The sequence below is a fragment of the Bacillus sp. FSL W8-0770 genome, assembly GCF_038008705.1.
GTDB lineage: Bacteria > Bacillota > Bacilli > Bacillales > Bacillaceae_G > Bacillus_A > Bacillus_A cereus.
This window is the reverse complement of the sequence record NZ_JBBOZR010000001.1, coordinates 1,084,255-1,107,227: the sequence shown is the minus strand read 5'-3', so window position 1 is coordinate 1,107,227 and position 22,973 is coordinate 1,084,255. Positions and strand designations below refer to the sequence as shown.

The following is a 22,973-nucleotide window of genomic DNA, read 5'->3' as shown; positions in this document are numbered from 1 at the left end:
GCTTCTCCCCTTATCCTTTAATACTGAAGCTTTCCTTTACAAAGAAGACTATTCTTAATGTAGTTCTAACTTTACTTCGATTTTCTTACCGACATACCATAAAATAAAAATACCAATCGCTACAATAACTGATTTCACTGGATTATGAATAAATGACATTAAATCATGACCGATATACGTTAAAATAAAAATCATCACAAGTTTTCCGAATGCTAACGCTAGACCAAACTGTTTTACACTAATTCGGGATAAACCAGCGACAACATTTATTAGCGCTGACGGTGTAAACGGAAAACAAAATATAACAAAAATCGGTGCGAATCCTTTCCTTTCAATCCACCCCATTGCTTTTCGTACTCTCTCATGCTTATTTACAAACGAAAAGAAACGACTGCGACCAAAATGGCGGATGATGAAAAAGACAAGTAATGCACCCATTACTGATCCAAGCCATGAATAAAGAAAACCGAGCCAAAAGCCAAATGCAACAGCATTCGCCAGTACAAATACAATAAGCGGTAATGCTGGAATCAACGCCTCTATCATCGGTAAACCAATACCAAGAAGTGGTCCGAACGCTTTATAACTCTCAACAATATGATCCATATTTTCTGGTGAAAAATACTCTTTGATTGTCTGAAAATCCATTCTACACTTTACCCCTTTACTCTAAATACTATCCCTACTGTATCATTGCTTATATGAAAGAGGAAATGGTAGATACGACATACGGAGATGTATTTATTAAAGTTTCCATATCTTTCATAAGAATTCCTTCATTATTTAGCTATGATAATCTATCAATATTCGACAGGACGTGTCGTTCATTTTGTTATTTAGATTGTTTTTCGGTTTTTATCGGTAAATGAAATTATACTGGTGATTTTCTAAATATATCAATTACAACTCGTTTTTTCTAATATATCGCCTTATCTACAAAGATTGACTGACAAACAAAAAAAGAATGGGGATTCCCCCATCCTTTCACACTTCGCCTTCCTTCACAAAATACACCTTCTCATAAGCGGGTCTTAATGTTGATTCCTCTTTTTTATCGACCTCTTTAAAACAAGGATTCCCTTGTTTTTTCCTACGATCTTCATATTCAGTACGTAATTTCGCTGTACGATTTTGTTGATTTTCAAAACTAGTTTTTGATATTTCTAATTTCACAGCAAAGCCATTTATAAATCTAATAATAAGATTTCCATCTTTTAATTCTTTATTACTTTCAATATAAAAATGAGACAACCACGCGCACTCTTTTCTAGAGTAAGAATAGGTAGGGAAAAAATAAAGTTGATCTGCTGGACTAATCGCAATCGGTGCTTTATGTGTAATATGAGTTAACTCTTTCGTTCCTTCTTTTCTGCCTAAGAAACTAGAGCCATGCTTGCGGCAACTTCTTTCTATAATATCTAGAGGTTTTTGAAATACGAAAAAAGAATCATTCATTTCAACGACTCGCGTAACAATTTTCTTTTCACTTAGAATAACAGGAAGTAAGGCCATCGTATTTTTCGTTACAACATAATTTTCGACATAGCGTTCCACTTTACTTTCCATACTCCATTATCTCCTTTTTTCCATTTATATTAGCAGCTGCATATATAATTTTAGCATCTATGAAAAGGAAATAGCTTACAAGTTCCGCTTTTTTACAATTTTTTATCATTTATCAAACATTTGTTAAACAATAAAATCACAATATAGAAATTAATTAATTTTAAAGTTATAAAAACAGCATTTATACTACCTATAAATATTTATTATCCATTCCTCATTTCACATCATTACAACAACTAACTTTGCTATAATTAAAATGTAAATCCAATATCTGGAGGGCCACTATGGAAGAAAAAGAGATCCAACCATCGATTCAAATGAAAAATAGTAGCGTCATTATCGTGAAAAACTCAGCTAGTATTATATTCGGTTTATTTTTCATTCTGCTATTCTTTGCCAAACCGTTTCGTAAATCAAAATGTCCAGAATGTAAAAAACGTGAGAAGAAAAAATCAGGGCAAGAACATTAAAAGGCCTTCCTTTATGGAATGCCTTTTTACATTTGTAGTATCATTTTATTTATTCTTCTTCCCCCTAAAAAACGACTATATTTTCTTCCAAGGTTCTCTACATCTTTTTTGATTTGTAATATGATCCTTATATAAAACATGAGAAAGAGTATTTGTACTTGTTACCCGCTTTTAATTTTTATTAAAAAATTCAAATTTGTACATCTTTATCCATCACTAACAATTCGTTAATTAGTTAACTTTGCAATATAAGTTTTGTATATAATGTCATTCAAAAACACAATATATATAAGTAGCTATTTATAATTACATTGCTTTTTATCGAATTCTACAAAGGAGTTGTATACTATGGATAAAGAAAATCCATTAAATCAGCAGGTTAATAGCATTCCCTCAGATGCTCTGAATACCCCTAGTAAGGAACAAGAACAACTGTTAGAAACATCATCTCAAAACGTACAAAATTCCAACAACAACGCTAACAAAAAAGATGTTACTCAAGGTCTATCTGGAAAAGATTTCCCCATTTCAACAGAGAATACAAATTTATAGTTATTTACTATCATACGCAGCAAATGCTCTTGCTGAACTAATTCTTCTACAGAAACTAATACGCATTCCAGATAATTTTTTACCAGTTGTAACATCGAAAAAGAGATTTAGATATAAAAACAGGCTCTAAAAAAACTTTCTCCACAACAAAAAAAGGATGGCATTAGCCATCCTTTTTTCCATCATCAACTATAAAATTATAGTTTGATTACGTTTTTAGCTTGAGGTCCACGGTTACCGTCTTCGATTTCGAAGCTAACTTTTTGACCTTCTTCTAAAGATTTGAAACCGTCAGTTTCGATTGCTGAGAAGTGTACGAATACGTCGTTTTCGCCTGGAACTTCGATGAAACCGAAACCTTTTTCGTTGTTAAACCATTTTACTTGTCCTGTTACTGCCATAATTATTTCCTCCTAAGAAAATACAAATTTTAAATTTTTTAGTCTTCCTGTCTAAAAAAAGAATCCACACATTATCAAATACGAAACATAAACTAGTTCTCACATACTTTTTCTCGTTCGTTTTCAGCACTTGATAACATATGGATTGCTTAATTTAACTATTCAACTGACATCATCATAGCACATTAAAATAAAATGTACAATCTTTTTCGAAAATAGAATTTCTAATTTTTAGTATTTCTTATAAAATATAATTATCTCTATTCTAAATAAGGAGGAGTTTATGACCAATAAAATTCCTAAAAAAACATTAAAAAGAATTGAAGAGGATATTGAAAATAATAATCTTGGAAAAGCAAGAGATAGATTGCATGGCCTCATCTTTACATACCCAAATGAATTACATCTTCGAAAACAACTCGGAGATATTTATTATAAATTACAATATCCAGAAATGGCTGGACGTTACTGGTATCTAGAAGAGCATAAAACAGGTATTATGCATGAATCATGTTTATTATTTGAAAAATCAATGGGAAATAGTCCTCATCATATTGCACGTGCTTTAAAGTTTAAAGGCGATTCTAACCATATAAAAGGTTTGTATAAAGATCAACCTTTATCTTCAGTGCAGAAGAAAGTAGCAGAGGAGTTAATTTATGAGTATAAAGAAACATGGAAAGATAAGCTAGTTCCTTTTGGCTGTCTAGCATTGCTTGCTTCCCTTCTCTTTTCTGCCGTTGTTGGTCTATTCACTATTTGGAATTGGATTTTTTAATCACAGGGGGAATTTTCACATGTCAAACTACGCTAAAGAAGAAAGGCTAACAGGGGGAAACGTCTCAAGCGTATATCGTTCTGAAAATACTGTTCGGCGAGAGTTAAAGCCAGACAGTGAAAAGATTCATAAGCTATTGCAACATTTAGAAAACAAAGGATTTCATTATGCTCCAAAGTTTTTAGGTGCAGATGAAAAGGATAGAGAGATTTTATCCTTTATTGAAGGAGAAGCTGGCAATTATCCTTTAAAAGAATATATGCGATCTAATGATGTATTAAAAGAAATAGCAAAGATGCTCCGCCTTTACCATGATGCTGTAAGTGATTTTCCGTTATTAGCTGATTGGAAACCGATGGATCATACTCCAAATAACATTGAGGTTTTATGTCACAATGATTTTGCCATATATAACATTATTTTTAATAATGAGAAGCCAGTAGGGATTATTGATTTCGATGTTGCTGCTCCTGGTCCAAGACTATGGGATATCGCTTATACACTCTATACTTGTGTGCCTTTAAGTAGAGTGTATTATACTGAATCCGGTGAAGCCGTTCATTATGACTCATCGCAACATGCAGATCGTATTAAAGAGAGAGTGAATTTGTTCGTTCAGTCCTATGATAAAAATATGGATGAAGATTACTTAGGAATGGTGTTGCTTCGATTAGAAGGGTTATGTACATATATGAAACGAAAAGCTCAAGAAGGCGACTTGAATTTCCAAAGAATGATCGATGAAGGACATCTAGAGCATTATGAGAAAGATATGAAGTTTATTCGTGATCATAGGGCTGAGTGGAGTTGATTTAGTAATAAAGAAAAGTTAGTATCGTTTTTTGCCGACAACTCAATCTCTCTTTTCGAATCGTTTAGAAAATAACAAGGGGCACCTTTCAAAAAGGTGCCCCTTCCTTTTATTTCGTAAACTGTGCTTCTTCCGTAGATCCTTTTAACGCTGTCGTTGATGAAGTTCCGCCTGTAATCACTTGTGCCACTTCATCAAAGTAGCCTGTTCCTACTTCACGTTGATGACGTGTTGCAGAGTAGCCATGTTTTTCAGCTGCGAATTCTGCTTGTTGTAGTTCAGAGTATGCTGCCATGCCGCGCTCTTTATAGCCACGTGCTAGTTCAAACATACCGTAATTTAATGAATGGAATCCAGCAAGTGTTACGAATTGGAACTTGTAACCGTAAGATGCGATTTCCTTTTGGAAGCTTGCAATTGTTTTTTCATCTAGTTTTTGTTTCCAGTTGAATGAAGGTGAGCAGTTATATGCAAGTAGCTTCCCTGGATGCTCCTTATGAATTGCGTCCGCAAATCGTTTTGCATCTTCTAAATTTGGTTCTGACGTTTCACACCAAACGAGGTCTGCGTACGGTGCATACGCTAAACCGCGCGCAATTGCTTGATCAAGACCTGCATTCGTACGGTAAAACCCTTCTGGTGTTCTTTCTCCTGTAATAAATGCTTTATCAACAGGATCAATATCGCTCGTAATTAAATCAGCTGCATCCGCATCTGTTCTTGCAACGATAATTGTCGGCACTCCCATTACATCTGCTGCAAGGCGTGCAGAAATTAAATTGCGTACTGCTGTTTGCGTTGGTAGTAGTACTTTTCCGCCTAAATGGCCACATTTTTTCTCTGAAGATAATTGATCTTCAAAATGCACACCTGATGCACCTGCTTCAATCATACCTTTCATCAGTTCGAATACATTTAATTGCCCACCAAATCCAGCTTCTGCATCTGCTACAATCGGTACGAAATAGTCTGTATCATCGCTTCCTTCCATATGCTGAATTTGATCCGCACGTTGAAGCGTTTGATTAATTCGTTTTACTACAGCAGGTACGCTGTTCGCTGGATATAAACTTTGGTCTGGATACATATGCCCAGAAAGGTTTGCATCAGCTGCTACTTGCCAACCACTTAAGTAAATCGCTTTTAACCCAGCTTTTACTTGTTGCATCGCTTGGTTTCCTGTTAATGCGCCAAGTGCGTTAATATAGTCTTCTGTATGAAGCGATGTCCAAAGCTTCTCAGCACCACGACGCGCTAACGTATGTTCAATATCAATTGACCCGCGCAGGCGAATTACATCTTCTGCGGAATATGGACGTGTGATCCCTTTCCAACGCTCATCTAATTCCCAGCTTTCTTGTAACTTCTCGATTCTTTCGTTTTTCATTTGTTCCATCCCCTTTTCATTTTTTATAAAATTTCATAACCCGGTAATGTTAAAAATGGTACGAATTCATCATTTCGAACGAGATTTGTAAACAACGTTGTCGCCTCTTGGAATCTCCCTTTCTTAAAGGCTTCCTTACCAATCTCTCTTTCTATTTTTGCTAATTCTTCTTCTTTTAATTCTTCCATTAATTCAAGCGTAATATTACGACCATCATTTAGTTTTCCACCTTCATGACGAATCCATTGCCATACTTGTGCTCTTGAAATTTCAGCTGTTGCCGCATCTTCCATTAAGTTATAAATGGGTGCTGCTCCCCGTCCGCTTAACCAAGATGCAATATATTGAATACCTACGCTAATATTCATGCGAAGGCCCTCTTCTGTAATCGTTCCCACCGGTACCTCTAGTAAATCGCTTTCTGTTACACATATTTCTTCACGTTTTCTAAAAATTTGATTTGGTGTTTTCATAATGTGATTAAACACTTCCATTGCAACCGGTACAAGTCCAGGGTGGGCAACCCAAGTCCCGTCATGACCGTCTAAAGCTTCGCGTTCCTTATCAGCACGCACTTTTTCAAAAGCTGCTTCATTTGCTTCTGGATTATTTTTAATCGGAATTTGTGCCGCCATTCCTCCAATTGCTGGTGCATTACGGCGGTGACATGTTTGAATTACTTTCAAAGAATACGAACGCATAAATGGCGCCGTCATCGTGACTTGTGCTCTATCTGGTAGTAAGAATTTATTATGATTACGGAAACTCTTTAAAAAGCTAAAAATATAATCCCATCTTCCGCAGTTTAAACCAGCAGAATGATCTTTTAGCTCATACAAAATTTCATCCATTTCAAACGAAGCGTGAATCGTTTCCAGTAACACAGTTGCTTTAATCGTTCCATTTGGAATGCCGATATATTTTTGAGCAAATACGAATACATCATTCCATAATCTCGCTTCTAAATAACTTTCCATTTTCGGTAAGTAAAAGTATGGGCCGCTCCCTTTTGCTAAAAGAGCTTTCGCATTATGGAAAAAGTACAAGCCGAAGTCTACTAAGCTACCCGACATATTTTTCCCATCAACTTGCATATGCTTTTCCTCTAAATGCCATCCTCTTGGACGTACAATGAGTACAGCTGTTTTCTCATTTAATCTATATTCTTTCCCTTTATCATTTTCATGTGAAATCGTTCCCTTTACTGCATCTCGTAAATTGATTTGGCCTTCCACTGCATTTTCCCAAGTTGGTGAATTCGAATCTTCAAAATCCGCCATAAAAAGATGCGCTCCTGAATTTAAAGCGTTAATGACCATCTTTCTATCTACCGGTCCAGTAATCTCTACACGGCGATCCTCTAAGTCTTTTGGCAGCTTGGCAATTGTCCAATCCGCTTCACGTATGTGTTTTGTTTCTTCTAGAAACTTCGGAAACTCCCCTGCATCAATTCTCTTTTGTTTTTCTACACGTTTTTGTAAAAGTTCTATGCGGCGCTCATTAAAATTCTCATGTAGTTCCTTCAAAAAACTAAGCACCTCAGGTGTCAATATTTCGCTGTACGCTGGTAACATTTCTCCAACGAGTGTAACCCGTGAAGTTTGCGTCGACATATTAGCATCCCCTTCTTAAACTGTTTTATAACAGATTTGATTTCATGTTTTATATTATATAACAAATCTTCAGAAAAGGAAGTTTTTTTTGAAAATTCATTTCGTTTTTTTTCAAAACGCTATTCTTTCGCGCTTTATTTCATACAAAAAAGGCCGCTGTTATACAACAACGACCTTTTTGTATTATTTTTGAATTTCACTTTGACTAGTTAAACTTTATTACTGCCCTTGTTCCATATCATGCAATATTGCTCTATGTAAAAACTGTGCGTATTGTTCTCTCGTTACCTTCATAGACGGACCGAATTTACCTTCTCCGATTCCCATTGTAATACCATTTGTTTGTACTGCACTAATTGCATTCGTTGCCCATGAATTTGCTGAAACATCATTAAAGTTATGAGATCCCTTTGCCTGTAGGTCAAAAGCATTCGTAAGAACTTGTGCCATTTCCGCACGCGTTAACGTCGCCTTCGGTCTAAAGTTTCCATTCTCGTCTCCCTGGAAAATTCCGATTTCCGTTAGAGCCAATATCTCCTCGATAAAGCTTGTTGAATTTTCATCGATATCTCCATATGGGTTTTCATATTCATCTTGTTCTTCCATATCAAACACACGGTAAATTAAAGCTGCAACTTGCTCACGTGTTACATTATCCCCAAAACCGAATATTCCATCGCCATATCCCAAAATAATTTCTTGTTCCGCTAATTCATGAATTGCCTCATATGCCCAATGTCCTTTTGGTACATCTTTAAATACAATTGTATTTGCTTTTTGCAACGGTGCACTTTCCGCTTTTACACTATTACTCTCTGCTGAGAATAACACCCCACCCATAATTGTTAATGCTGTAGCTGTTTTTAATAATTTTTTGCTCATCAAATTATCTCCCCAATATGTATATGTTTTTTTTAAAATATACAGAATAAATGGTATAGTGACAATATATTTTCCGACACATTTCGTGACGGTTTTGTGAATCATATTACACATCATGTCTTTTTCATCGGGTTGATTATAAAGCTTGTTTATAACCATAAAAATACATAAATACGAATAATAATTCTTTTTTAAACAAACAAAAAAGCACAAATTTTTCTATTTGTGCTTTCATATTTCACTCTACTTCCAATCCTCTTTCAAATGATAATTAATAATCGCATTATTAATAAACTGAGCATATTGTTCTCTAGGTACAGGGCGATTTAATTCATACATGCCATTCCCAGTTCCTCTCACAACATTATTAGATTGTAACGCACTAATTGCATCTTCTGCCCAGTGACCTTTTGGAATATCTTTAAATGTATGTTTTTGTTTCGTTTCAAAATTAAATGCTCGTTTTAAAATGACAGCCATTTCCGCTCTAGAGATTGGTGCTTTCGGCCTAAAATTCCCTTGGCCATCCCCTGTAAAAACACCACGTTTTGTTAACGCTAAAATTTCCTTTTTAAAAGTGGTTGTACTATCAGAAACATCTTTATATGGATTCGCTACTGGCCCTTCTTCTTTTATCTCAAGTGTTCTGTAAATAGTCCCAGCTACTTGTTCACGTGTTATAAGATCGCCAACACCATACTTCCCGTTTCCATACCCTAATATAATTTTATGATACGCTAAATCCATAATAGCATCATATGCCCAAAATCCGTATGGAACATCTTCAAACACAATCATTTGTGGATACTCTTCCGCTTTTACAGGTGTCACATTCGCCCCTGCAAATATACCTCCTGCCATTGTCGCAATCATCATTACACCCAATATTTTTTTCTTCATTATCCTCTCTCCCTATTTCATTCAAATAAAATGAACTTCATTGTTTCAGGAGTACTATTTTTTTTGTGAATGTAAGATAAAATGCAAATCTTCTAGAAGAAATATTCCCACTACCTTTCTGCTTTATACCCCCTTCTTTCTTTTTCAAAAAGGAAGTTGTCACATCTAAGGTGTTATATACTAAAACATTCTACAATCTCTTTAAAAACTCCTTTTCACTTTATAACTTCCCTTTATTGGCACCTAAAGGAGATGCCTAATGGAGATTACTATATTCATGGTTTATATTTCAGAGGTAGCATCCCCCTTCACTGATAACTCGCTTTCGCTGAATTTTGAGGTGGGGGTCTTACTGCCCAGCAAATAACGGGATAAAAAAATCATCCTTTTTTCTTAAAAGAGGATGATTTTTTTATATTTATTAACACTCAAATATGCTACTACTTTTGAAGAGTAAATTGGGCAACTATTTGTTTTAATTTTCCTGCTGCGTTATGCATATGTTCAATTGAAACCGAAATCTCTTGAACAGATTTTTCTTGCTGTTGAATAGACTCTTTTACCCTATCAGTTCGGTCAGATGATCTTTGGGAAATTTGAGCCATGTCTTCTGCAGAAGCCGAGATTTCCTCACTACTCGCTGCAATTTCATCTGTAGACATAGATACCGTTTGAATTTGCTCAGATACTTGCTGTACTTTTTCTGTAATTGTTCCAAATACTTTTTCTGTATGCATTACTACTTGTGTACCTGCCTGTACCTCATTATCTACTTTCCCCATCATATGTACCGTATGGTTCGTTGTTCCCATAACTTGAGTAATAAGATTCTCAATTTGTTTTGCAGAATCACTAGATTGTTCTGCTAATTTCCGCACTTCATCTGCCACAATTGCAAATCCTCTACCACTTTCACCAGCACGTGCAGCCTCAATTGCGGCGTTTAATGCTAATAAGTTAATCTGGGAGGTAATACCTTGCATAACATCAATGATTTTAACAATTTCTTCTGATTGTTCTTTCATAGTCTCTACTTGTTTCACACCGCTATGTACCGAATTTTGGATTGTATCCATCTGTTGAATCATTTGTTTCATTAATTTGTTACCACTCTCTGCATCTAATGCTGATTGAGCAGATAATTCATTTACAGAGGATGATGTATTGACTATACTCTGCATTCCTTGCGTCAACTCTTCCATCGCACCCGCAGTTTGTTCCATTGCTTGCATTTGACTCTCTGCACCATTTGCAACTTCTTCAATATCCATAGTGATTTTCTTCGCTGCACTACTAGATACTTCTGATGCAGATACTACTCCGTCTGCATGTTGGAATAAAAGCTGAATATTATTCTCTACTTCTTGCATATTTGTTCTTAGCCCTGCAATCATCTCGTTAAAATTACTTACTAATACACCTAATTCATCCTTAGCAGTATAATCACCATGTACGGTTAAATCTCCTTCTTTCGCTCTTTCCATCATACGACTAACCGTTTGTAAAGGAGCAACTATGAGCTTGCTAATAATATAACTTACTATACATATAACGATTGTAGTAACTACTACAAGAATGATAAAGGTAATAACGGAACGATCAATCATTTTTTGAGAATCTTTAAATACTTGGTCAGCTAAATTTGAAACATACGATTCTAGATCCACTGCATAACCAGCTAACTCTATTCCCTTCGGTTTTAATTCCTTCTGAAATTCATTTACCATTTGTGGCTCATTTGTTGCCTTCGCCTTTTCAAATAATTTTTTATATGTATCTTTATAACTTGGCAAAGATTTCTTCATCTTCTGAAATAGTTCATCCTCTTGCTTACTTAAATTAAAACCATCATCATATTCTTTTAATAAAGAATCATATTTTTTAAGATCCTTGTCAATATTATCAATTATCCCCTCTTTATTTGCCACTTCATTTTGTGATGCCGTAATTAATTCTAGTAAGTTATATTCTAATGAATTTTGTGTACGAAGCATTCCTTCTAATAAAATTGCAGAATATTGATAATCATCTACTACAACCTCTGTATCGTGCTTAATCTTATTAATAGAATTAATTGCTACACTGCTCATAATTACCATACCTAAAACTGCTAATGAAATAAGCGCTAATAATTTATATTTCACTTTTAAATTTTGTAAAAAATACATTTTTCCACCTTTATTCCTTTATATATAGATTTTTAGAATTTTATAGCTTATTATTTACAAAATCGTAATAAAAAGCAATGATAAATATTCCCAATATGAAACTTATATCTCTATAAAAAAAGAAGTAGCTATCATGCTACTCCTTTTTGCTTTGTTTCTCATATTGTTCAAACGTATGAATTCTTTCAAAAATTGGTGGGTGCGTGTATAAGAAAAATTTTACTAACGCAGGCGGATTTACTTGGCTTAAACTTGTTTTTGATAAATATTGAAAAGTTTTCACACCAGATTTCCCATCCTTCGTCATATTTAAAGCATATTGATCTGCCGCTCTTTCTTCTATACGTGAAACGTAGTTTGTTGCTGGTTGTGCTGCAAAAGAGAGGACAGAAGAAATTAAGAAAAATAAAGGTAACATGGAGAAACATGCTACTTTTGAAATTTGCAATGTATCTCCCCATTTGCGAATACACATATTTATAATACGACTAATTAAAAACATACCTATAAACGATAGCAATACATAACTTGCAACGCCAAAATATATATGTTTCATAACATAATGCCCCATTTCATGGGCCATTATAAATAAAATCTCTTTATCTTTTAACTGCTTAAGTGTTGTATCCCACATTACAATACGGGCGTTAGGGCCAATTCCTGTTACGTAAGCATTTAATGCATTCGTTTTTTCTGACATATTTACTTCATATACGTGTTTAGCAGGAATGTCCGCTTTGTCTGCTATCGCTAAAATTTTCGTTTCTAATTCTTTATTTTTCAGCGTCGAGAAGTCGTTATACAGTGGATCAATAACGACAGGCTGTATGAATGTTAAAAAGATTGTAAATGGAACAGAGAGCGCCCATCCTGCGAGCCACCATCTCTTCGGAAATTTACGGATAAGCCATAATAGAACGGTAACTACGATTAACATAGTCGCATAACTTTCCCAAAAACCGATAACATGATCTTTTATCCAGCTTTGTGTACTTTGTGTTGAAATGCCGTAATCAACGGACACTTTCCGGCCAATCCATTGCATCGGTAAGGCAAGCACTGTTGTCAGTAATGATAAATAAAAGAAATAAATCGCAACTTGCAAAACACTTATTTTAGTCGTTTCCTTCGACCATTTCTCAAACTTTCTTGAAATACCTAGCACAAGTACAAATAATAAAATAATCCATTCAAGAGGCGTCGCTAAAAAGTATAGTAAATTTTTCACGCGCGAATAATCTTGGCTTAGCGTAAGCTCTCTCGTACTCATAAACGTTTCTGGATCTGCACTCGTTCCCTTATACATGTCCGGAATAAGTTCATGATTCCATCCAAATAAATACCAATATATAAGTAACGCAAATCCAACGTACAAAAAAAGCGACCAACCGATAACCTTCTTCACGCTATTCCCTCCTCTATGCTGCCTGTCTATTATTATTGTAAGTTCGTACACGCTAAATTAGAACAAGCTTATTATGTGAATTGCTCTGGATCTTTTTATTTACATAAAAAAACTCTTCTACATAAGAAGAGTTTTACCTATCTTTAAACACTTTCTTCGGTTCACAATCCGTACACTTACAAACCAACACGTACCCTACTTCCTTTTTAGATAAAATAAAAAGCCTCTTTAAGGAAGTACATCTATTAATAAACTAAAATCTTGTAAAGAGAAAGAACTATATTTCATAATACCCTGTACGGCTAAAAGTAAAACAAGACCGATCACACACATATAGTTAACGCTTTCTTCATTCTTTTTTTCAGTAACGACTCCACCACTTATACATAAAATCCCTAGCAAATGGAGCGCTAAATACATGAAAAAATAAGCTTCCTCCCAGCGCAAAATAACATTCACTGTCGTTATTAACACTAGACTAAGTAAAATCAAATAAAAAAACTTATTTGATGATATCGTTTCATTCATATAATTTTATACACCCCTTTCAAATTTCGAATTAATGATGTTTCAAAGCTATAAAGTAAATGATTGTTTTTATACCATAAAACAAAAGGAAAGCCACCATTACTTTCTCGAATACTTTATGAATCCACATATACTTCTCTTCATTCTTTTTGAAGATGCGCTTCATCATTTCTTCTACAATTAGACCAAATATTAGTAAAACCCCGAACACAATAAGAAGAGAAATAATATTTTCTTTTAAATGAGTACTAGAAAATAAGTAATACTCTGGAAACACAATCGTATCTACTACAGGTTGAAGCCAATGACAAACGCTTTTATCACACATATCTGTAATAGACGTAGAATCTATAATGTCTTTTAATATTTTTTCAACCGTCTTCTTCATCTTATTTACTCCCGACTACATCTGAAAAGCTCTTTTCCTGCTCTGCATATATAACCGGCACTTCTTTACTCCAATATTTGCGATTAACAAATAAAAAGATAAGTACTAAGTTTAATCCTGTTATAAAAATAATAAGTCCAGGAAAGAATGTCGTATAATTTGAGAAATCGGCAAAACTCATAATTTTTTCTCTACTTATTAGAAAAGACGCACCTATTACAAATGCATTGTTTAACATATGTATTGCAATTGGCATGAGTAAACTTTTCGTACGAATATATACGATTGACAATACGATGCTGAATATGGCTGCACCGAGGAAATCAACATGTAACAACGCAAACAATATTGCTACAACGATGGTCGCTATGCTCGTTCCCCATTTTGTTGCAAAACGTTGAAGTAAAAATCCGCGAAAAACAAATTCCCCGATAATTGGTGCGATGAATACGACCCTAATGACTTGAGATACATATCCCCCAGTACTATCTACAATTGGTTCATGCAGGGCGTTCATAATAAAGTCCGGTGTAATCCATGCAAAACTATACATATACAAAATAAGATACCCGTAACTAAACATGCATAACATAACCGTAATGTATAAAACTTGTACCAAGTTAAATGTTTCATTTTTATTAACAAATAATGAAAATGAAATGTGGTGCTTTCTATACTCATAAGAAATCCATACCATCGGAAGGATATAGAATATAAGGATATTTATAAAAGAAGAATTTTGTATATGAAATATACTTGTTAGCAAATCGCCACTACTTCTCGCTATTAAAATTAATAGTGCAAATACAATTAAAAAATATCTAGCTCGCATCACTTGAAACGGGTTCACACTCATCTCCTCCCCTATGTTACTTTTATCATATCATTTGATTCTTAATTTTTTGCGAAAGAAAACCTTAAAATTTCCTTAAAAATTCCATAAGTTACAAAATGATGATATGATATTCGAGAAAATTAGGAGGGATGTTTATGTACCAAGCAAATATTTTACTCGTTGATGATGAAACAGCAATTTTACAATTACTAACTACCATTCTTGAAAAAGAAGGCTTTTCTCATATTACAACTGCAACATCAGCTGAAATGGCTTTATCTCTAACTAAGCAAAACAATTACGATTTAATTATTTTAGATGTAATGCTTCCTGGACAATCTGGTTTTGATATTTGTCCAATCATTCGCCAACAAACAGATTGTCCAATTTTCTTCCTATCAGCAAAAGCATCTGATTTAGATAAAATATCCGGATTTTCATACGGTGCAGATGATTATATTACGAAACCATTTAATCCATTAGAAGTAGTAGCACGTATGAAAGCACAGCTTCGGAGACATATGAAACAAACCGTACCACACGAACAAAAACCACACTCAATTTCATTTGGAAGATTTGAAATTGATCAGCACTCTGCAGAACTAACAGTAGATGGGCACATTGTCGAATGTTCTGCTCAACTCTTTCAACTACTACTCTTCTTTTGCGAGAATCCGAACTACGTATTTTCGAAAGAGGAAATATATGAAAAAGTTTGGGGAGCACCTGCCTATAATGGCGATGACAACACTGTTATGGTCCACATTCGAAAACTACGTGAAAAAATTGAACACGATCCAAGTAAACCAGAATATATAAAAACCGTTCGCGGGCTTGGTTATAAGTTCGTTACAAAGTAGGGTGACGATATGAATTTTAATAAACGACTTATTATTCAATTTATCATGCAACACGTTTTTGTTTTAGTTACATTACTTATCGCTGTAGTTGCTGCTTTTACTTATTTAATTTTTCTTCTTACTAGTACTTTATACGAACCTAACATTCCGGATTCTGATAGTTTTACAATTTCAAGATACATCTCTTCAGAAGATGGGCATATTTCGTTACAATCTGAAGTGCAAGATTTAATAAAGGAGAAAAATGATTGGCTCCAAGTTGTAGATGAAAACGGAAAAATCCTCTACCACTTTAATACACCAAATGATGTTCCGGATGCTTATACGAAGACATCTTTAGTCGCATATATACAGCATCATATCGAAAGCAATTATAAATTTACATATTGGGAAATTGAATTAGAAGAAAAGAAAGCACTTGTTATTTATGGTGGTATGTTAAAAAGCAATGTATTACTGAAAACGATCCAGAAAGAGCACCCTTCTGTATCTACAGATACGTTCACATTAACAGAAGAAGAAAAACAGTTACTTTCTAAAGAAAAGGCTACTCTTCAAATCTTTAATAGTGGCGGCGAAGAAGTATTCTCCTATCCAAATGGAAAGAAAAAAACGTTTTCTGCCATACAAGCTGCTCTTAACGCAAAAGAACCATGGAATCATAAAGAAAACACGTCTAGCTTTTACGATGCAAATAGTGGCAACCTTCTCGTTGTAACTGCAAAAAATGAGCACTACTATCCAGATGACGAAATTGAAGATGTATTTACTAAGAAGTTTCTCATCGGATGCGGATTAATCCTTCTTATCGTATTTGTTTATTTAGTCATTCTTTCTATTTGGTACGGTAATAAATTCGGAAAACCGTTATTACATGCGATGCGCTGGCTAAAAAATATCGCTGGTGGAAAGTATGAAGAACCTATTAGTAAAAAAGGAAAACCTGTCAGGTTCCGGCGATCTGGTAAAGAAAAATGGTCATTCCGTTTGTTTAGAGATGTAACAAGTTCACTAGAACACCTTTCTATTACACTCAAAAAAAATGATGCAATGAGGCAAGTACTCCAGCAAACACGAGAAGAATGGATTACCGGTCTAACGCATGATTTAAAAACACCACTTAGCTCTATATATGGCTACGCATTATTACTCGAATCGAATCAATATAACTGGACTGATCGTGATATTCAGCAATTTGGTAGTGTTATGAAAGAGAAATCTCAATATATGACGACATTAATTGATGATTTAAGCTTAACGTATCAATTAAAAAATAACAGCCTTCCTGCCCAACACGTAAACGTTGAAATCAATCAGTTCGTTCAAAAAGTATTATTGCAATTTATTAACAATCCAACACTCCAAAATCAAAATATTGAATTCGTACCGAGCTCAAATAAAATTCAATATTTCATTGAAGAAAAATGGTTTCAGCGTATTATCGAAAACTTACTCGTAAACGCGGTAAAACATAATAACGAAACAACTACTGTCATCGTAAAACTATCACAAAACGCTAATTCCTTTACACTCTCCATTTCAGATGACGGAAAAGGAATGGATGAAAAAACGAAAGAACTTCTATTTGAACGATATTACCGCGGAACAAACACAGAAGAAAGCAACATAGGAACTGGACTTGGCCTAGCCATTACAAAACAGCTCGTTCATGCTCATAACGGAACAATTTCCGTTGATAGTGCACTCGGAAAAGGAACGACGATTATTCTTGTGTTTCCGTTTCGTTCGTAGGAAAGACGCTATGTGGCGTCTTTTTTTCTTTTCTGGGAGAGTTTTGCGGTAATTGAAATTATGCAGATCGTTTTTTTTGGGGGTGTTTTAGCGGTATATGAAATTATATCAGCGATTTTTTGAATATATCGGCGCAACTCGAATTATATCAGCGATTTTTTGAATATATCAGCGCAACTCGAATTATATCAGCGATTTTCTAGATATATCGACTTACCGACAAAAACCGACAATACTAACCTACTTCCCTACTATACAAAGTAAAAATAAAACTATTAACAAATACATTTCTAAACTGTTATACTATAAATAGAAGTATAAACTAACTAAGTTTTGCATAAAATGAAGTAGACGAGGTGCTTCCAACACCCCGTCACTGCAACTAATTACCGTAAGATGGAAGGTTGCAACTAAAGCTTATTTGCGCTTAGAAGACTTCCCACGCTTCGCAGGCAGACGGGTGGTCTTCTTTTTGCGCTTTTTTTGCCGTTAATTTCTTAAATCCCAAAACTATACCTTCTCTAGCTATAGTTTTTGTGATTTCCAACAAAATTTGCAAAAGAAATTCCATACGATTACACCTCCTTTCTTCACCAAATGAAGAAAGGGCATAACCTTCCACCCGCAATATTTAATTGCTGTTTTATTTTACCATTTTCATATGTATTACAGATAAAACAATACAAATTTAACAATCCACTTATAAAAAAAGCGAACCATCTCCCAATGATTCGCTCTTACCTTATTATTTTTTCTTCACCGGTATCCAAAGCTCTACTTGTGCAAACTCACTCTTATCTTCGTGGCAACGCTCATCGTACAGTTCAAACTCTGTAACTCCGCAATGTTCATACCCTGAATGCGGGAACCATTCTGAGAATACTGCATTCCAAGTTTGGTGAATAGACGATACCATTTCTTTATGAGGAACTTTCGGCGTTGTAAATACTGCATATGTCGCTGCAGGGAAAGTACGCTTTGCAATTTCATTTGGTACATTTTCAAAGTCTGTAACTTCCATTCCAATAATATAAGTGAAGTCCCCTGTTTCTAAATTAAAATCAGTACATAATCCAAGCTCTACCCATTGGCTCGTATCTTTACGATTCGGAATCGTTGTTCCAAGATCTTTTTGTAAATATTCTTGCCAAAATGCTGGGATGTCTTGATGGTTCTTCCCTTCTTTACTTGTCGTCTTCAGTTCATAACCTGCCATTAAAAATTCTGGTTTATTTACAATACGATATTCCATTTGTATGCCTCCTAAATACGGATTTAATTTTCTTTGCTTTACATTCACGCTGTAATACATCGGTGTTTCAATTTCTTGTTTTCGATATTCACTCGGTGTCATTTGAAATAATTTCTTAAAGGCTCTCGTGAACGTTTCGTGAGATTGAAAGCCATGCTCAAATGCAATATCAATAACTTTTTCATCCGTATGAGAAAGTTGATAAGCTGCCCGGGCTAACCTCCTCTTTCGAACATATTCCATTACTGTATCACCTACTAACGCCTGAAATACACGATGAAAATGCGACTCAGAAAAACCTGCAATACGTGCTAAATTACGCATCGTTTGTTTTTCCATTACATCTTCCTCAATATAATCAATTGACCTTTGAATTTGTGTTTCATAGCTTTCCATCTCTGTTCACCCGCCTTATATGTATTATGATAAAAGAGAATCCTATCCAATTCTTGACGTTTTTTACTATAATTCCATAAAAAATTGTAACTTTTTTATATGTATTTCGTTGTTATGTATGAAGGGAGGGAAATGTAGTGAAACGCAAACAATCATTAGAAGACATTTACTCCGAGCATATGCAAGATTTATTTCGCTATCTTCTCTCCCTAACCGGAGATTCCCACTATGCGGAAGATCTCATGCAAGAAACCTTTTACCGAATGCTCGTCCATATTGATTATTATAAAGGAGAAGAAATTAGGCCATGGTTATTTACAATTGCCTACAATGCCTTTATCGATTGGTATCGTAAAGAAAAGAAATATAAAACAACAGAAGTTGCAGAATTCCATTTACCAAACGTTCCAAGTACAGAACATGCATATTTCGTAAAATCTGAGATTACTAGTTGGTTAGAAAGTTTATCCATTCTTCCGCTCGAACGACGAAATGCCCTGCTACTACGAGATTACTATGGATTCTCCTATAAGGAAATAGCAGAAATGACTGGTCTCTCATTAGCGAAAGTGAAAATTGAATTACACAGGGGACGAAAAGAAATAAAAAGCATAAAGGAGTGATACAGATGGGCTGTACAGAATTTAAAAAACTATGGAAGAAGTATGAAACCGGAACGCTCACGCATGATGAACAAGAACTGTTAGAAAGTCATATTGAGTCTTGTAAAGAGTGTGAAGCTTACTTAGATGAGCTGTTAACAAAGACAGAACCAATTAAGAAAAAGTTACCTCCAAAAGATCTTAAAATTCCTTTTTGGAGAATTAAGTGGAAACATCGTTTACAAACGTTTGGTTTTATATTATCAATTTGCATCGTTATCTATATAATCGGCGGGGTATTATCAGCCTTTTATTTTCAATCTAATAATGATAAAAGGCTAAAAGAAATTAGAGAGGTTCCTTCGCTTGCACTTGAAGCAACTATCCCAAATAGCCGCGTTATGGGAGGCGGAACAAGTGTAGAAGCTTTTTTCCGTACGAATAGCCAATTTGATTTAGTAAGAACCGTCGGTAAAAAAGAAATGCCCCTCGGTACAATAGAAACAAAAAGCTTCTTATCATCTGTAGATATCACGAAGCAAACTTGGATGAATCCGTTCTATCAACCAAAACTCTTCTTTGTTCATCCAAAAACAGAGCAGGGTGATTATTTAAAGGATTCATCAAAAAAAGTATGGGATACACTTGCAAAAGTACATGATGGAACCGTTGCAGAAGTAGCAATTTCTTTTGATAAAGCTTACACTTTAAAAGAATTAGAACCGCTTTTATATAGCATATTCGAGGCACAAGAACTCCCTCCAACTCCTTTATGGTACGCTTTAGATACAGGACAAGAAAGAAAAAATGTAGATGACTATATCCTACATGGCGGAGAAGCTATAGGGTTTCCAGAACATGTAAGATTCCTCGATAATGAAACTGACGGGCAGAAAACGCAAGAAGACAAAGTAACCGAAATGATGCGCGTCCTTTCTATCCATAAAAAAACGGTAAGCAAAATAGCAGCGCTTTCTGAGAAAGAACTAAACTTAGATAAACGTTATCAATATGTAAAGGATAACGGTGTAAAAGTATACGGAATTGTTATTACTGGTCCATCGAAAGAGTTATTAAAATTACAAAACTCCCCGCACGTACGTTATGCGACTCTTGGAGATATTGAGATTTGGAATTGGTTTGATAATTAATAAAAAAGAAGTAGCGCTCTAAAAAAGATGCGCTACTTCTTTTTTATTCCGAAATCAATTTCACATACATCCCTCTCACCGCTTTTTCATAACCAATATCACTCATCTGTCTTATGTTTTCTGACACAACAGACGACTGAACGATTTTTCCTTCACGAAGTAACGGCGGATCAATAAGACGCACTTTATTTTTCTGATGTAAATCATAATCGTTTCTATCTTCTTTTACTTTTACATTTCGATGAACTTTGCTTAATAAAGCTTCTACTTCGGGGTCATTACATTGTTGCAATTTTGAAATAAGCTCCTCATCTTCAAGAAGAAAATCATCTGCATGAATAATCCTTTTATGAAGAGCTACCTTTAACGTTTTCGCTAACATATCATTTCCGTAAATATTCATTGGTTCCATAAAGAAATCGATTACTTCCTTGTAATACGTTTCTGTAAACCATTCTGCCATTTCGACACTTTGAACAACCATTTTCCCATCTACAGCGATGACATCTTCTAAAAAACTGTGAACTTCTTCTAAAGAAACATACCCATATGTATACATATCTCGTAATGTATAATCCACTCTGTCTGCGCATAATTCTGGTGCTGACCTTTCGAGTAACGTCCATTTCGAATCATCTAACAAAATATCTTCATAGTTATAACCATACTTCGCAAGAATCGCTGGAATTTCTGAGTTTTTCACAACAGAACTAAATATCTCTTCATGATAACTTTCATCTTCATTATCAAAAACGTAATCAATCACATGGGAAAAAGCAGTATGCGATACGTCATGCAGTAAACTAGCAATCTGTTCTTTTACTGAACCACCTAATTTTTTAACTAATAACATAACACCAACTGAATGATCAAAGCGCGTTACATTCCATTTCTCGTTCATTAAGTAACTTGCGCCATTTTGATGAATACCTTTTAGCCTTTGCATAGACTTACTTGAAATTAATTCTTCTACTACTTGATCCACTTCAAATTCTCCGTATAGTACATCTGATATGATCACTTACAATCCCCCTTTATTTTAATCGAGTCTTATAATCTTATCTCTTTTATGAAATTAGCACCAACATAAATATTTATTGTTATTTGTTTTTATTAAAAAAAATAGAGAGCCATCAGCTCTCTATTTCATAACCCCTATTCAAATGTAACTTCTACCTGCACAATCTCCGACCTACTACCAAGTCTAAGCGGTGGTCCCCAAAACCCAAATCCAGAAGAAACAATTGCGTGGAACGCGCCTTTTTGTGCGTATCCCCAGTCTAGCTCGTACATTCTTCTCGTTACAATATGATTGGGCGCCATTTGTCCGCGGTGCGTATGACCGGATAATAATAAATCTACACCTGCCGCTGCTGCTTGTTTCAACTCAAATGGCTGGTGATCCATTGCGATAACAGGCATCGATTTATCTACCGTACTCATTAATTGTTCAAAGCTTTGACGATCTCGCTCTGTTTTATCTCTTCTTCCAACGAGATAAAAGTCATCTTCAATTGTAATTACTTCATCTAAAAGAATACGAATATCAATCTTATCCATCTCTTGTAAAAACTCTGGAACCGCTCTACCATAGTATTCATGGTTCCCTAAAACACCATATACGCCTAATGGTGCTTTCATTTGTTTCATGATTGGTCCCATATTCTTTTGAATGAACACACCTGGATGATCATCGATAATATCACCTGGCAGTAAAATAATATCAGGTTCCATCTCATTTACATGACGAACAAGCCTTTTTAAATGCGAAACGCCAGACAGTTTACCGAAATGCATATCAGAAGCCATCGCAATGCGTAAACTTTTACGTCCCTCTACTTTTTTCGGTATGTGCACCTCGTACTTTCTAACTACTGGGCTATATGCGTTGAATACTCCGTATGCAAAAATAAAGATAAACGCAAGTAACACGGCCGTTCCTGTCCAAATAATTGCCGCTTCTTTCTCTACTGAAAACTGTAAAAGAAAGACCATAATATTAGCTAATGGCAACAGCATAAGCGCATATTGTATAACAGCAAACCAAATCGAACCTATCGTTCGCAGAAATGGCAAAAACTTAAACACTTGCACGAGAATGTACGCATATGAAATAAATGCGACTATAAAAGCATAATATCCCCAAGATTCCCAGCCAAATACCGCATGAAGCCAAACCCATCCGTTCCAGCCGATGTAAAACATAAGTAGTGTGTATATAATTAATATGGTAAATATATTGAGATAACGAAGATTCTTCACAGCCAGCCTCCTTA

General features: G+C 34.9%; 24 protein-coding genes and 1 pseudogene. 8 read left to right on the top strand and 17 right to left on the bottom strand.

Going from position 1 to position 22,973, the window contains the following annotated elements; translation table 11 throughout:
• Nucleotides 1–54 precede the first annotated feature (54 nt).
• Together NST27_RS05795 and NST27_RS05790 are read right to left on the bottom strand one after the other, a co-directional pair.
• Nucleotides 55–648, bottom strand: a complete 594-nt coding sequence (locus NST27_RS05795) for a TVP38/TMEM64 family protein (RefSeq protein ID WP_000347517.1) — start codon at nt 646–648, stop codon at nt 55–57.
• 336 nt (nt 649–984) lie between these two features.
• The gene (locus NST27_RS05790; protein WP_000444441.1) at nt 985–1,566 is read right to left on the bottom strand and encodes a competence protein ComK; all 582 of its coding nucleotides are present in this window, start codon (nt 1,564–1,566) and stop codon (nt 985–987) included.
• 284 nt (nt 1,567–1,850) lie between these two features.
• Here NST27_RS05790 and NST27_RS05785 point away from each other — a divergent pair, with 284 nt between their 5' ends.
• Complete coding sequence (locus NST27_RS05785; RefSeq protein WP_000391372.1) at nt 1,851–2,036, top strand: hypothetical protein; 186 nt, start codon at nt 1,851–1,853, stop codon at nt 2,034–2,036.
• Nucleotides 2,037–2,384: 348 nt separating this feature from the next.
• Nucleotides 2,385–2,588 (top strand): hypothetical protein, encoded by a 204-nt coding sequence (locus NST27_RS05780; protein ID WP_000356922.1) that lies wholly within the window; start codon nt 2,385–2,387, stop codon nt 2,586–2,588.
• 197 nt (nt 2,589–2,785) lie between these two features.
• Here NST27_RS05780 and cspA read toward each other — a convergent pair whose 3' ends face one another.
• Nucleotides 2,786–2,989, bottom strand: coding sequence for an RNA chaperone/antiterminator CspA (gene cspA, locus NST27_RS05775; RefSeq protein WP_000301518.1), 204 nt, complete (start codon nt 2,987–2,989; stop codon nt 2,786–2,788).
• Nucleotides 2,990–3,272: 283 nt separating this feature from the next.
• Between cspA and NST27_RS05770 the strand changes: the two genes are divergently transcribed.
• The gene (locus NST27_RS05770) at nt 3,273–3,767 is read left to right on the top strand and encodes a DUF6584 family protein (protein WP_000182386.1); all 495 of its coding nucleotides are present in this window, start codon (nt 3,273–3,275) and stop codon (nt 3,765–3,767) included.
• 19 nt (nt 3,768–3,786) lie between these two features.
• Nucleotides 3,787–4,578, top strand: a complete 792-nt coding sequence (locus NST27_RS05765) for a phosphotransferase (RefSeq protein ID WP_000073786.1) — start codon at nt 3,787–3,789, stop codon at nt 4,576–4,578.
• 109 nt (nt 4,579–4,687) lie between these two features.
• Here NST27_RS05765 and aceA read toward each other — a convergent pair whose 3' ends face one another.
• From aceA to NST27_RS05720, 10 genes and pseudogenes are all read right to left on the bottom strand, one after another.
• Nucleotides 4,688–5,965: an isocitrate lyase gene (gene aceA / locus NST27_RS05760; protein WP_000787346.1), complete on the bottom strand. Its 1,278-nt coding sequence runs from the start codon at nt 5,963–5,965 to the stop codon at nt 4,688–4,690.
• A 23-nt stretch (nt 5,966–5,988) separates the two neighbouring features.
• Nucleotides 5,989–7,578: a malate synthase A gene (gene aceB / locus NST27_RS05755; RefSeq protein WP_000107348.1), complete on the bottom strand. Its 1,590-nt coding sequence runs from the start codon at nt 7,576–7,578 to the stop codon at nt 5,989–5,991.
• Nucleotides 7,579–7,797: 219 nt separating this feature from the next.
• The gene (locus tag NST27_RS05750; protein ID WP_141525960.1) at nt 7,798–8,565 is read right to left on the bottom strand and encodes an S-layer homology domain-containing protein; all 768 of its coding nucleotides are present in this window, start codon (nt 8,563–8,565) and stop codon (nt 7,798–7,800) included.
• A gap of 138 nt (nt 8,566–8,703) precedes the next feature.
• Nucleotides 8,704–9,360 (bottom strand): S-layer homology domain-containing protein, encoded by a 657-nt coding sequence (locus NST27_RS05745; protein ID WP_000727095.1) that lies wholly within the window; start codon nt 9,358–9,360, stop codon nt 8,704–8,706.
• A gap of 440 nt (nt 9,361–9,800) precedes the next feature.
• Nucleotides 9,801–10,592, bottom strand: a complete 792-nt coding sequence (locus NST27_RS29530) for a methyl-accepting chemotaxis protein (protein WP_404978265.1) — start codon at nt 10,590–10,592, stop codon at nt 9,801–9,803.
• 156 nt (nt 10,593–10,748) lie between these two features.
• Nucleotides 10,749–11,528, bottom strand: a pseudogene (locus NST27_RS29525) (MCP four helix bundle domain-containing protein); the annotation flags it as partial.
• 136 nt (nt 11,529–11,664) lie between these two features.
• The gene (locus NST27_RS05735; protein WP_000755730.1) at nt 11,665–12,933 is read right to left on the bottom strand and encodes a M48 family metallopeptidase; all 1,269 of its coding nucleotides are present in this window, start codon (nt 12,931–12,933) and stop codon (nt 11,665–11,667) included.
• Nucleotides 12,934–13,161: 228 nt separating this feature from the next.
• Nucleotides 13,162–13,461, bottom strand: a complete 300-nt coding sequence (locus tag NST27_RS05730) for a DUF2101 family protein (RefSeq protein ID WP_001006050.1) — start codon at nt 13,459–13,461, stop codon at nt 13,162–13,164.
• Between the two features lie 31 nt (nt 13,462–13,492).
• A complete protein-coding gene (locus NST27_RS05725; protein ID WP_000754332.1) occupies nt 13,493–13,849 on the bottom strand; it encodes a hypothetical protein in 357 nt (118 codons plus the stop codon).
• Nucleotide 13,850: 1 nt separating this feature from the next.
• The gene (locus NST27_RS05720) at nt 13,851–14,699 is read right to left on the bottom strand and encodes a CPBP family intramembrane glutamic endopeptidase (protein ID WP_001067985.1); all 849 of its coding nucleotides are present in this window, start codon (nt 14,697–14,699) and stop codon (nt 13,851–13,853) included.
• A gap of 140 nt (nt 14,700–14,839) precedes the next feature.
• Between NST27_RS05720 and NST27_RS05715 the strand changes: the two genes are divergently transcribed.
• Nucleotides 14,840–15,544: a response regulator transcription factor gene (locus tag NST27_RS05715; protein WP_000283870.1), complete on the top strand. Its 705-nt coding sequence runs from the start codon at nt 14,840–14,842 to the stop codon at nt 15,542–15,544.
• Between the two features lie 9 nt (nt 15,545–15,553).
• Nucleotides 15,554–17,296 carry a sensor histidine kinase gene (locus NST27_RS05710; RefSeq protein ID WP_001010441.1) on the top strand — a complete coding sequence of 581 codons (1,743 nt, stop codon included), beginning with the start codon at nt 15,554–15,556 and terminating at the stop codon, nt 17,294–17,296.
• A 427-nt stretch (nt 17,297–17,723) separates the two neighbouring features.
• On the opposite strand, the gene NST27_RS05705 is transcribed toward NST27_RS05710, so the two are convergent.
• Both NST27_RS05705 and NST27_RS05700 read right to left on the bottom strand, forming a co-directional pair.
• Nucleotides 17,724–17,867: a hypothetical protein gene (locus NST27_RS05705; RefSeq protein ID WP_009327236.1), complete on the bottom strand. Its 144-nt coding sequence runs from the start codon at nt 17,865–17,867 to the stop codon at nt 17,724–17,726.
• A 174-nt stretch (nt 17,868–18,041) separates the two neighbouring features.
• Nucleotides 18,042–18,944, bottom strand: a complete 903-nt coding sequence (locus NST27_RS05700; RefSeq protein ID WP_047385726.1) for an AraC family transcriptional regulator — start codon at nt 18,942–18,944, stop codon at nt 18,042–18,044.
• Nucleotides 18,945–19,081: 137 nt separating this feature from the next.
• On the opposite strand from NST27_RS05700, the gene NST27_RS05695 reads away from it, so the two are divergent.
• Both NST27_RS05695 and NST27_RS05690 read left to right on the top strand, forming a co-directional pair.
• Entirely contained in the window at nt 19,082–19,567 is a 486-nt protein-coding gene (locus tag NST27_RS05695; RefSeq protein WP_000823981.1) for an RNA polymerase sigma factor, read from the top strand.
• 5 nt (nt 19,568–19,572) lie between these two features.
• Complete coding sequence (locus NST27_RS05690; RefSeq protein ID WP_000501949.1) at nt 19,573–20,697, top strand: anti-sigma factor; 1,125 nt, start codon at nt 19,573–19,575, stop codon at nt 20,695–20,697.
• A gap of 43 nt (nt 20,698–20,740) precedes the next feature.
• Here NST27_RS05690 and NST27_RS05685 read toward each other — a convergent pair whose 3' ends face one another.
• Both NST27_RS05685 and NST27_RS05680 read right to left on the bottom strand, forming a co-directional pair.
• On the bottom strand, nt 20,741–21,718 hold the full coding sequence (locus NST27_RS05685; RefSeq protein WP_000587073.1) for an HD domain-containing protein: 978 nt from the start codon (nt 21,716–21,718) through the stop codon (nt 20,741–20,743).
• A 134-nt stretch (nt 21,719–21,852) separates the two neighbouring features.
• Nucleotides 21,853–22,959 (bottom strand): metallophosphoesterase, encoded by a 1,107-nt coding sequence (locus NST27_RS05680; RefSeq protein WP_000793739.1) that lies wholly within the window; start codon nt 22,957–22,959, stop codon nt 21,853–21,855.
• Between the last annotated feature and the right edge of the window lie 14 nt (nt 22,960–22,973).